Below are 11863 nucleotides of genomic sequence, written 5' to 3'. Positions count from 1 at the left end.
TATCAGTGCTTCAATACACTATAAAAAGGGATGATCTCATGAATATTCAGTTAAACCGCTGGAGGATACTGATCGCATCGGCCATCATTAATATCTGTGTAGGTGCAATATACGCATTCAGTATTTTCGCCCTTCCATTAACCAAAGTGTTTGACGTCTCGATGCCTGATATTATGATGGCTTTTACGATCAATGCAGCAATCTCTCCAATTCCAATGATCCTGGGAGGGAAACTGGTCGATAAAGGGGGAGCGAGGAAGGCTATCTTTATCGGCGGAGCCATGTTCGGGATTGGCTTCATTCTGTCGGGACTCGCAACCGCACCCTGGATGCTGTATATCACTTACGGTGTTATTACCGGGATCGGCCAGGGGATTGTATATTCCTCTACCATTGGCAACAGTGTCAAGCTCTTTCCGGATAAAAGAGGCTTGGCTGCAGGAATTGTTACAGCGGGCTACGGCGGCGGAACTATCGTTATCGCACCTATAGCCAACGCGTTAATCAGCGGTCAGGGTGTGCAGCCGGCATTGATCATGCTCGGTGCCGTCTTCCTGGTAATTATTCTGAGCCTGGGTCTGCTCGTTAAACCTGCTCCGGCCGGTTATGCTCCTGAGGGCTGGGCGCCTCCGGCTGCCGGAGCTGCCAAGGGTGGCGTTAATGTACAATGGCACGAAATGATCAAGAAGCCGCTATTCTATGTCATCGCCTGCCTGTTCCTAATCGGTGCCTTGTCAGGAATGATGGTAACCGCCAACGCATCTGTCATTGGACAGAAGATGTTTGGCCTCTCCGCCGCAGCCGCAGCACTATATGTAAGCCTGTACTCACTCAGTAACTGCATCGGCCGTGTATTCTGGGGCGCTGTATCCGACAAAATCGGCCGGGTAAAATGTCTGCTCATGATCTACCTGGTCATTGCGGCCATGATGCTGACTATAGCATTGTCGACATCCATCGCCGGATTTGCGGTAGCCATCGCAGGTATTGGCTTGTGCTTCGGCGGAACCATGGGCATCTTCCCTTCGATTGTCGGCGAGAAATTTGGGATGAAATATTACGGTGTCAACTATGGTGTTACCTTTATCGGTTATTCAGGAGCGGCCTTCTTCGGACCGAGAATTGCCGGTAAGGTGGCAGCGGCCAATGACGGAATGTTCACGAATGCTTTTTACATCGCGCTGGTGATCTCTTTGGTTGGGTTTGCTCTAACCTTTGTGTACAAAGCAATGGATAAACAACAGCCGCCACAGCCTGAAGTTACCCAAGCCGCTTAAGAAACTGAGTTACATTAATGAATAACTGAGTTACATTAACGAACAATATAAATGGAGGTTAACACAATGTCGATTACACAATTATTAGGGATTAAATATCCGATTTTTCAGGGAGGGATGGCTCAAATCGCAGTTTCTCCTCTGGTAGGTGCTGTGTCTAATGCGGGAGGGCTGGGCATTATCGGTTCAGGCGGATTTACTGCGGACCGTCTTCGTGACGAGATTCGTAAGGTGAAGGCAAGCACCGATAAACCTTTCGCAGTAAATCTGATGCTGATGATGAACAATATCCCTGAGCTTATTGAGGTCATTATCGAAGAAGGCGTGAAGATTGTGACCACAGGTGCAGGCACACCTGCTCCATACATGAAGACACTCAAAGAGCATGGCATTATCGTCATTCCGGTAGTTCCTTCGGTCAAAATCGCCAAGAAAATGGAAGCCTTAGGTGTGGATGCAATTGTTGCAGAGGGAACCGAAGCAGGCGGACATGTGGGTGAAACCACGACGATGGCCCTTCTGCCTCAAGTCGCCAGTGCAGTGTCGATTCCGGTAATCGGAGCCGGTGGGATTGCGGATGGCCGTGGCATCGCAGCGGCATTTGCACTTGGAGCACAGGGCGTTCAGGTTGGAACCCGGTTCCTGGCTACCGTGGAATGTCCTACTCACGAGAACTTCAAACAAGCCGTCATTGCTGCTGATGATACGAGCACAACGGTGACTGGCCGCAGCCTGGGCGGTCCGGTAAGAAGCATTAAGAATAGTATGATTGCTGAATTCCTGAGACTTGAGAATGAGAAGGCTTCACGCGAAGAGCTGGAGAAATTAAGCCTGGGATCATTGCGCCGTGCCGTATTTGAAGGAGATACAGATACGGGCTCCGTAATGGCTGGACAGATTTGCGGGATGGTGAATAAGATTACTACGGTTGAAGAGATGATTACTACTATGTTCGAAGAGGCGCAGGAAACCCTCGGGAAGCTGGGGCATTTACAGCTGGGACCATTATCAGTTGTAGGCGCATAATAAAGTGTCATATCATAAGCCAAGTGGTATCATTTACGTAATGATATCGTTTGGCTTTTTTTCTAAATAAGGATGTAAGCGTTAATATAATAGTATAGGACTGATAAATTTGACTAAAAGAAATAAAAAATCAGGTAAACGTACGATAGACGAAATTATGGAAGAGCTGCCGTCCACTTTATTTGTGACCGATCCACACGGAAATATATTAATCTCCAATGAATTTACCGCTTTAACCATCGGAGTTCAATTGGAGGAGCTGCTGAAGGCGAATGTCCAGGACTTGGTGAAGGCCGGCTATTATCCTCATTCGATTACGATGGAGGCCATTCAAAGTAAACAAAAGGTTTCGAAGAATGTCATCACCTCAAGAGGATTCCATATCTTCTCAACAGCGATTCCTATTCTGGATAAGGATGGGGAGGTGCAGCTGGTAGTCACCACTTCTAATGAATTCAAGCAGGAGCACGCCTATTATGAAGCAAATGTACCTGTAACCCAGCAGATCAGCAAGCAGCTCGGTGAATCAGCGGCGGGGGAAGGCAAAGGGATTGTAGCCGAAAGCCTGGCCATGAAACAGATCATTAAAGTCTGCAACCAGATCGCGTCCTACGACAGCAAGGTGTTAATCTATGGTGAATCCGGGACCGGTAAAGAGGTTATAGCCAAATATATTCATCTGAGAAGTGAAAAGTGGAAGGGGCCCTTCATTGCGATTAATTGCGCAGCTATAGCTCCGGCTCTATTCGAATATGAATTGTTTGGATACGAAAAAGGAGTCATGGAAGGACAGACGGAAGTGAAGGCGGGCATGATTGAAATTGCGAATGACGGGGTTCTTTTTCTGGATGAAATAGCGGATTTGCCGCTTGAGATGCAAGCCAAGCTATTGCGGGTTCTGGAGAATAATGAAGTAAGACGCGTCGGCGGCATCGTGAATATACCGGTCCATTGCCGTGTGATCTCAGCTACGAATCGGGATCTGTGGAGTATGGTGAAGAAAGGGCTATTCCGGGAAGATCTGTATTATAGGATTAATGTGATCCCGATTCATATTCCTCCGCTCCGTAACCGCAAGTTGGACCTTGTAGGACTAATCTCCAGTTATATCGCCAGCTTCAATCAAATGTACGGGAAGAAATATGTCTTAAGTGCGGAAGAGTTTGAGAAGATGCTGAGTCAGCCCTGGCACGGGAATGCAAGAGAGCTGAGGAATTATATCGAACGGCTTGTGGTTACGGAATATTTGGAAATTAGCCAGGAGGAAGAGGATCAGGTGGCGGACTGGTTTGCAATTGACCACTTCATAGCCAAGAACAAACATCACCTGTCTGCGCTGAAAGATTTCACTGCAGTAGCAGAGGGCCGTTATATTGTAAAAGTGCTGAAGGATTGTTATGGAAACGGTACAGAAGCGGCCAAAAAATTAAGTGTGGACCGGTCGGTTATTTACAGAAAGCTGAAGAAAATGGAAGAAGTGCTGCGGAATTAAGTAGTCAAGAATGGCAAGACGGTAATTGAGGAGGGCTTCGGCTACGCAGTTTTGCTGCTTTATTTATAACCTCGAATGATCTTGAGCCTGGTGGAAGCATATAAGGCGAACAGGAACAGCAGCAGACCAATGGAACCCATGACCGGACCCGGACTGAAATAATCCGAGAGGTAGGAGACAAGTGTTAGACCGATCGACGGAGCGACACTCATAATCGACCCAAGTACTCCGAAGACCCGGCCCTGAATCTCTTCCGATATTTCCAGCCTGAGGATGATATTGATCAGCAGTGTGCAGAACGAGAACATGAATCCAATCAGCAGAACGACAGGAATGGCTGTGGCTGCAGAAGTGATGAAGGATAACAGGATGTACATCGGGCCCAGACAGAACAGACCGCTCATAATAAATAATCCTCTTCGTCTGATTCTGGAGCCCAGGATCATAATCAGGCCTGAGCCGATCATATAGCCGAGCGGGATACAAGCTTCCATGAGTCCGAACTGGAACGGGCTTGCCTTCCAGACGTTGACGGCCATAACCTGGGTCAGCATCAGCGAGGGCATGAAGAATAGAGTGAGCGTCGGAAGCATAATGATGACGGCTTTGGCAAAAGGGAATTTCCAGATATACCGTATGCCTTCCCCAAGGTCCTGAATAAAATTCCTCTTCTGCCCGGGCTCAGCATTCACGCGTGTCGGCACGGGAAGGGAACGCACCGCAAGAACCAGCAGGAAGGAGACTACAAACGTGACTCCATCGGATAAAATGGCATCCGCCGCACCAAAGCCCGCTACAAAGATTCCGCCCATGGAAAAGCCGACTGTCCGGCAAATATTCTCTGACAGGTTAAGCATGCCTACGGCTTGCTGGATATGCTCTTTGCCGACCACGGTGATAATAGAGGCCTGGTAGGCGGGGGACTGGAAAAGGGCAGATGCAGTGGTCAACGCAGTAAGCAGGGCCACGATAATGAAGGAAGCGGAAGGAAGAGAGATGACCAGGGCGAGTGATACTACCAGTATGCAGCTAATCAGATCCGTGACCAGCATGATGGTTCTGCGGTTGGTTCGATCCGCAAACGTTCCTCCTATTGATCCGAGCAGCGAGCTAAGCAACAGATTAATGATCGTCAGTACAGCCACCAGTTTGGCACTGCCGGTGGTCTGAAGCACCCAGAGACTGAGAGCGATACTGTGAAAGGTGTTGCCGAACAGGGAAATGGAAAAGGAGCAGAGCAGCAGCATGAATTTTTTGTTGGCCCACAGTTTTGGATAGGAGTGTACCGCAGGGGCCGCCTGGCTGGCTATAACGGGTTCTGGCATAGTTACTCTCCTTTCAGCTTAAACGCTTAAGTTAACCCTCAAAAAAAATTAGTCGACATAATAACAGTTATTCACTTGCTCGGAATAGTCTGTATGGTGCAACAGCTCTTGCATGAGTTCATAGGCAATCTCCGCTTTGTCTCCTTGAAAAAGAATCTTCTTCACATGCACACCCAGCATTTCCGGGGAATTACATGTGCAGATTACCGTAAGATGCTCGAACTTTCCAGACTTCTCCACGTAGCTGCCAATGAATTCATTGATCACAATTGCCTGCTTGAAGCGGTGATGCTCCATTGCCGGAAGCAAATCCTGAAGTTCACGGATCTCAAAGACAGCATCATCAGCCAGAGGAACACTGCTGCGGATATAGCGGGTGAGGAGCGAATTATTGAAGCCCTCCATAATCAAGCAGACCTGCGACAGATCGCCCGGAAGAGCTTTTTCAAGCGCTGAGCGGTAATTAAACACCACCTGCTTGAACAGCTTATCCTCTATCATGCTGTCGATCAGAATCAGGGGGATGCCCTCGACAAAGTGTCTGGAGATCGAGTAGAAGGAATGGTCTTGTGCATCAATGAGAAACACGGCTTCCAGCTTGCGTTCAACGATAATATCCAGCGAAGGGGTGTCGGTATCCAGAGAATAGAGGAGCGTATGATAACCGGCCGCTGTAAGCCGCTGCTCCAAAGCATGAATGAAGGCGAGCTGGGCATGCAGCTTCCAGTAGGGCAATGACTTGGATTTGTGGACCAATACACCTATCAGACCGGTTTTTTGGTTTGCCAGTGAGCGGGCTGCTAAGTTTGGAATATAGCGGAGCTCTTTAGCCAGTTCCATAATCTGGCGGCGCGTCTTCTCAGGAATGGTCTGATTATCCACACGATTCAGCACATAGCTTACGGTGGCAACGGATACGTTAGCACGGATGGCGATGTCCTTCATAGTCGTTTTTTTCAAAGCACCAATCTCCTGTCTGTTGATTTCCTAAAGATTAACATTAGCTGGGTCAGTCGTCAATCCTGGATGTGATGTGTCATAATAAACCTTTTATTTCTTGCTGTTGATATAATATGTAAAATATTGTAGTATCAGCTTAATCGGTTAAGTCTATCGATTGTTGATTTTGTCCTGCATAAGGGCAAAGTTGCAGCAGAGCTGGTGGAAGGGCATGCGGCGGCCATTCCGGTCACGGACAATTTGGAAGAGGTATTTGGTAGAGGATCTCTCACAGTTTGCACATATTGATATTTTGCGTCCAGATTGATATTTATCTGAACCCATTTCCATGAAATGCCGTAGAAACAACTATATCTACTATTACATGGAATGGAGTGAAGTGAATGAAGTTGTCATTATTGCGTAACCGTTCTGCCTTTTGGACGAGGACAGTGCTTGCTGCTGCCCTGGTCCTGACGCTTGCTGCCCCGGCGGTACAAGCATCTGCCGCTCCTGCGGCATCTGCACCTCCGGCGTCTGTAACCGGACAGGCCAAACCGTTAACAACGGAGAATGCGGCAGCATTCCTCAAGCAATTCTTCAGTGCAGATGAGGTGAAAGCGCAGCTTGCCGGTGCGGTTGTTATTGTGGTCAAGGATGGCAAGACGGTAATAGAAGAAGGCTTCGGTTATGCGGACAAGGCTGCCAAAACAGCGGTAGACCCGGATGAAACGGTCTTCCGCATGGCCTCGGTATCCAAAACCTTCACTGCCGCTGCCGCCATGCAGCTGGTAGAGCAAGGCAAAATCGATTTGAAAGCGGATTTTCAAGTCTATACCGGACCGATTGTCTTCGACAATCCCTTCGGCGTTCCGGTAACGGTGGAGGATCTGCTGACCCACACCACCGGCTTCCGGATTCAGGACCCGCAGCCGGAAGATATCAACGATGACTTCGAAACCAAGGTATCGATTGAGGATTATGTGCTGCGGAATATGCCACCGGTTGTCCGTGAGCCGGGGACTTCCTATATGTATGACAACTTCGCTTCACTGCTGCTGGGTCTGGTGGTAGAGAAGGCCAGCGGCATGCCTTATGAGGATTATATGGAGAAGTATGTGTTCTCCCCGCTGAATATGGATTCAAGCGGCTACCTGCTGGAAGGCAAGCTGAAAGAAGAGCTGGCTACCGCCTATGATGCCACTGGCAAGGCGCTTGATCTGTATACAGTAACTCCTACTGTTATGCCGCATGGAGGTATGCTGTCTACTGCAGATGATATCGGCAAGTTCATGACTGCTTTTCTGAATGGGGGCATTTCCGGGAATAGCCGCATTCTGGCTGCAAGTACCGTAGATGCCATGGAGGAATACCGTTCCTCCATCCACCCGTTGCTGCCGAATACCACCTACGGCTTCGAAGCGCCGATTCAGCTTCCCGGTGCCGGCAGCAGCTCCAAGATTATCACCAAAGCAGGCGATTTAATCGGCTTCAGCACTTATATGTTCCTGATCCCTGAGCAGAACACGGGGGTGTTCATTGCCTATAATCAGCAGAGCGCACTGCGGGAAATGTTCTATCCGGCGTTCATCCAGGCGTTCTTCCCGCAATACGCCGCACCGGCGAAGCTGGACGCCTTCCAGCCGCTGAGCGCTGAAGCTCTGGATGCGTTCACCGGATACTATGCGGATCTTCGACTCAAGAGCCTGGTCTCTACAGTTGCTGTGCATGAGGGTGCGCTTACCATTAGCGATGCCTTGCTGGGTACCCGCCAGCTGCGCCAGGTAGACGATAATCTGTTCATCGATGAGCTTACCAAGAAATTTACCGGTTTTGAATTGACGCCGGGCGGACAAGGAGCTTATCTGAAAGAGCCATACCTTAATCCTTACGGCTATGAGCAGAAAGGGCCGGACGGCGTAGGTTATGCCGATGTCACCGCAAGTCATCCTTATGCGGTCCCGGTTATGATGCTGCAGTCGCTGGGTTATCTGCCGAATGATGCGGCGCTCCGCTTCGAGCCTGCGGCGGGAATTACGCGGGCTGAGTATGTACGGCTGATGCTGGAGAGCAGCGGTGTCAAAGAGAGCAAGACCACAAAGCTGGCGTTCCCTGATCTGCAGGGACATCCGGATGCCGGCTATATACAAATGGCTGTAGAACTCGGAATGGTAGAGGGAACAGCAGGCGGAGAATTCCAGCCTGACCGGATCATCTCCCGCCAGGAGGCGGCGGTCATGGTATGGAGACTGCTCAGTGCACAATACCCGGATAAGCTGTTCCAGGATGTGAAGCTGGCCGGTAATACGGATAAATGGGCTATTCCGGCTGTGAAGATGGCCGTGGCTCTTGGTTTATACGGACCGGACATCCAGGCGGATGCCAAGGGGGCTGTTGACTTCAAGTCCAGAGAAGCCCTGAGCAAACAGGAGAATGCTGCCATTCTGTATGCCTTGTTCACCAATCCGATAGATCAGATCGTGGCCGAACTGGCGGAGAAATCCGGCGAAGCGGGTAAATAATCTTGACTCAAAGAAGAGCACATTCTAAGGGATGTGCTCTTTCTTTGTGTTCAAATGTACTTCTTCAACAGCAGCTTGTTGAACCCATAGAAACATAACCCGTTCAGGAAACCCACTGCGGTTGTTGTGTAGGCTGAGATTAGATATCCTTCATTCGGTACATTAGAAACAAGGTTAATGACAATAATGGAGAGGATCAGACTGAAAGCGAATCCTCCGAGAGTGAAATATAACAGGTTGAGCAGAAAAACGCCTCTGCGCTTTTTAATGATGCTTTCAATAAAATCGTCCAAATAGATATAAATCAAAACAGCATACACTAATAATATGGCAATAAGCCCATAGAAGCCTGCAGGTGGAGGCTTATCTGCAAGAGCAAAAAAGAAGAGAGTCCAGAAGGACATGAAGATGATGAAATTAATCATCTTTATTTTTCTTAACAATTGTATATTCATATTGTTTGTTACACCACTTTCGTATGTATTTTTATTGATTGCAGTCTATTATACATGTGTGAATATTGTAATTACATTCTGAAAATAATGTAAAGTTTTCTGAAAACAATTGAAGTATAGTGTGGTAGTACAAGAAACAATAAAGTTAAGCGGAAGGATTTGAGTAGTTATGAGTAAAAGTAATTTCTTTAGATTCGAGCGTAAAAACGATGATTTTCCATTCTACAGTGAATTGCAATCCCCTACTTTAAATTTGAAAAGCAGCCTTATTATTCTGATTGCGGTTGCTGTGGGTTTCGCTCTATTTCTGGTAGGATTTGGGGGGACTTATGTACAGCCCTTTATGAATGTGATTTTCCCGTTAGCAGCAGTGATCTTCGTTGCACGTAGCCATTGGACTTCTCTATTCAGAAAATTGGTAGCCAAAGATATTATTTTAATTCTGGGTACGTACATTGCGAATCTTATTGTAACATTAGTTGCGGGTTTCATTATTTCAAAATTATTTAATGTTAGTGCAAATCCTGCAAGTGAAGGATTTAATGGTAATTTCTTGGATGCTGTTCCAGCGTTCCTGAAAATGATCCCGATGCTGTTTGGGGAAGAATTAATAACAATACTTCCCTTCCTGGTGATTCTGTCGTTGGGAGTACAAAAATTTAAACTGAGCAGAAAGTCTGCGATCATCTTAGCCTGGATAGTAGCCTCCATTATTTTTGGCGCATACCATTTACAAACCTATAATTGGAACATGGCCCAAGCCATTCTCGGTATTGGGATTGCACGGGTTGTTCTGCTGTATCCATACATTAAGACTAAAAATATTTGGACATCTTTCATAGTGCATGTGCTAAATGACTGGACACTTTTTGGAATTGCATTTATGTCTTCCATGCACCATTAATGGTGTTATTGATTATTCCCGGACGTTCCACACCTTCAACAGCGGACCTGCCTCACCATAAACAGGATCACTATCCGGCAGCGGCACTTGGCCGATTTCAGGGAGCGCCGCTGCGAAGTCGTCCGGCGTGGCCCGGCGGGTGTTGTAATCTGCTCCGCCGGGATAAGCGCCGGCGATGCGGAAGTCCTGCGAGGAAGTGAGCCGCTTATGCGCTGTACCGGCAGGCAGCACCAGTACGTCTCCGGCCGACACTTCAACCCTGCAGCCGGCATCGCCGCCCAGCTGCAGGCTGGCGCTGCCGGACATCACACCGAGCACCTCATGCGCATTGCTGTGGTAATGGTGATAGCTGAATACCCCGTTCACCCAGCTGTTCCGCCAGCCGTTGTCATTGAAGATCTGTTCTGCGCTTTCCGGATTCTTCTTAAATGCACCTTTATACAGAACTGCCGGAAGCTCCGGGTTATTCGGCAGCAGCTTGTCGGCCTTGAAGGCGAAGGTTTCTATAGAGACCTCCTGCTTCGGTTTGTCATGATGAGATTCTGGCATCCCTAATCAACTCCTTTTCTTTAGTTGTCATTACCCAAACCATTTAGATTGCACATCATAGAGTACCCGCTTGCCGTTAATTTTCTCCAGAGTCTTGATAATCTGAGGGTCTATCTGACAACAATAGGGTAATTCATGGCATACAGTGTAATATATCTGTTGTAGATGGCATGAGAGGGAGGTCCATTATGATACGTAAAATAGGTACACTGCTGGCTGCCGCGCTGCTGCTGCCCGCACTCTTCAGTATCCCGGCGGCTGCCGCTCCGGTACAAGACAAGGCTGCTCCGGTTCAGGTCGCAGCGGCGGCAACACAGAGTCCGGCTACGAACGGACTGGTGCCGCTGACCGGTGCAATCAATGGAAATCTGCCGATTCATATGTCGGTCAAGATTGAGAGCAGCGGGAAGCTGACCGGCAGTTATTATTACGACAAATACAAAAAGACGATCAAGCTCACAGGTAATGTCAGCGGCAAAATAGTCAATATGTATGAATACGATGCCAAAGGCAAAGAAACGGGCCGCTTCGAGGGCTGGTGGATTGCCGGCACCGGCTTTGCCGGGGTATGGAGCAATCCGGACGGTACCCGCCAGCTGCCGGTAGAGGCGTTGACGGCAACAGCCGCCAAGAGTGTTAAGGTTCCGGCAGCTGCCGAGTGGAACGGCGAATGGTATATGGCGAGCAAATCGCCTTTCTATGGGGGGTATGTAGAATTCAGCAACGTCAAAAGCGATAAGCTGACCTTTTCCATCGATGCATTTGATGGCGGCCATTCCGGCCAGCTGTATGAGGAGTCAGCCGTGGTCCGCAAACGGATGGCTGTATACAAGGAAGAGGACGGTTCAGTTGTCTTTTTCTACCTGTTGAACGGCCAGTTGTATGTAACCAGCCCTTCGCCAGTATACTCTGCGGGAGCGAATGTAACCTACACCGGCGAATATGCCCGAGGTCCGTACAAAGAGGGCGTCTACACGCTGAAGGATACAGGTGTATTCAAGACAGCGGCAGAAGACAAGGCCTTCCGCACAGTGGTAGGCGATGATTACGATCTGTTCCTGTACAGCATGCAGCTGCTGGATAAGCCGAAGGATCTGGATGGTCTGGGTGCAAGCGTAATCTCAGGCGGCGTGCGCGGACTGTTTACACTGACAGAAGCGATTATTATGTATGACAAACAGGGCCACTATTGGGCAGCGGTACTCGACACGGATGAGGAGAACAGCCTAGAGGAATTCGATATTGCCATTGTCCGGTTCTACACCAACGTGCCGAATACAACTGAACTGCCGAAGACGATTGCCAAATGGACGGAGGCTTTTCCCGAATACGGGGTTGTCTTCATTAATAATTAATCATGAACAAATAACAGCC

General features: G+C 48.6%; 10 protein-coding genes. 6 read left to right on the top strand and 4 right to left on the bottom strand.

What is annotated here, in order from left to right; all coding sequences use genetic code 11:
- The first annotated feature begins 38 nt into the window (after positions 1 to 38).
- From P40081_RS25740 to P40081_RS25730, 3 genes are all read left to right on the top strand, one after another.
- The gene (locus P40081_RS25740) at positions 39 to 1277 is read left to right on the top strand and encodes an L-lactate MFS transporter (protein ID WP_042139059.1); all 1239 of its coding nucleotides are present in this window, start codon (positions 39 to 41) and stop codon (positions 1275 to 1277) included.
- 66 nt (positions 1278 to 1343) lie between these two features.
- Positions 1344 to 2303, top strand: a complete 960-nt coding sequence (locus P40081_RS25735; protein ID WP_042139058.1) for a DUF561 domain-containing protein — start codon at positions 1344 to 1346, stop codon at positions 2301 to 2303.
- Positions 2304 to 2460: 157 nt separating this feature from the next.
- Positions 2461 to 3795 (top strand): sigma-54 interaction domain-containing protein, encoded by a 1335-nt coding sequence (locus tag P40081_RS25730; protein ID WP_042139057.1) that lies wholly within the window; start codon positions 2461 to 2463, stop codon positions 3793 to 3795.
- 59 nt (positions 3796 to 3854) lie between these two features.
- Here P40081_RS25730 and P40081_RS25725 read toward each other — a convergent pair whose 3' ends face one another.
- Together P40081_RS25725 and P40081_RS25720 are read right to left on the bottom strand one after the other, a co-directional pair.
- Positions 3855 to 5120 carry an MFS transporter gene (locus P40081_RS25725; protein ID WP_042139056.1) on the bottom strand — a complete coding sequence of 422 codons (1266 nt, stop codon included), beginning with the start codon at positions 5118 to 5120 and terminating at the stop codon, positions 3855 to 3857.
- A gap of 48 nt (positions 5121 to 5168) precedes the next feature.
- Positions 5169 to 6080 (bottom strand): LacI family DNA-binding transcriptional regulator, encoded by a 912-nt coding sequence (locus tag P40081_RS25720; RefSeq protein ID WP_042139055.1) that lies wholly within the window; start codon positions 6078 to 6080, stop codon positions 5169 to 5171.
- A gap of 383 nt (positions 6081 to 6463) precedes the next feature.
- Between P40081_RS25720 and P40081_RS25715 the strand changes: the two genes are divergently transcribed.
- On the top strand, positions 6464 to 8581 hold the full coding sequence (locus P40081_RS25715; RefSeq protein WP_042139054.1) for a serine hydrolase domain-containing protein: 2118 nt from the start codon (positions 6464 to 6466) through the stop codon (positions 8579 to 8581).
- 50 nt (positions 8582 to 8631) lie between these two features.
- Here P40081_RS25715 and P40081_RS25710 read toward each other — a convergent pair whose 3' ends face one another.
- Positions 8632 to 9036 (bottom strand): hypothetical protein, encoded by a 405-nt coding sequence (locus P40081_RS25710; RefSeq protein WP_156118689.1) that lies wholly within the window; start codon positions 9034 to 9036, stop codon positions 8632 to 8634.
- A 169-nt stretch (positions 9037 to 9205) separates the two neighbouring features.
- On the opposite strand from P40081_RS25710, the gene P40081_RS25705 reads away from it, so the two are divergent.
- Positions 9206 to 9940 carry a CPBP family intramembrane glutamic endopeptidase gene (locus P40081_RS25705; RefSeq protein ID WP_042139052.1) on the top strand — a complete coding sequence of 245 codons (735 nt, stop codon included), beginning with the start codon at positions 9206 to 9208 and terminating at the stop codon, positions 9938 to 9940.
- A gap of 12 nt (positions 9941 to 9952) precedes the next feature.
- On the opposite strand, the gene P40081_RS25700 is transcribed toward P40081_RS25705, so the two are convergent.
- Positions 9953 to 10489 carry a cupin domain-containing protein gene (locus tag P40081_RS25700; protein WP_042139051.1) on the bottom strand — a complete coding sequence of 179 codons (537 nt, stop codon included), beginning with the start codon at positions 10487 to 10489 and terminating at the stop codon, positions 9953 to 9955.
- Between the two features lie 188 nt (positions 10490 to 10677).
- Between P40081_RS25700 and P40081_RS25695 the strand changes: the two genes are divergently transcribed.
- On the top strand, positions 10678 to 11844 hold the full coding sequence (locus P40081_RS25695) for a hypothetical protein (protein ID WP_042139050.1): 1167 nt from the start codon (positions 10678 to 10680) through the stop codon (positions 11842 to 11844).
- Positions 11845 to 11863: the final 19 nt, after the last annotated feature.

This window comes from Paenibacillus sp. FSL P4-0081 (genome assembly GCF_000758565.1).
Taxonomy (GTDB): domain Bacteria; phylum Bacillota; class Bacilli; order Paenibacillales; family Paenibacillaceae; genus Paenibacillus_AQ; species Paenibacillus_AQ phytohabitans.
Note: the sequence above shows the minus strand (reverse complement) of the source record. Positions and strands in the feature narration are given on the sequence as shown.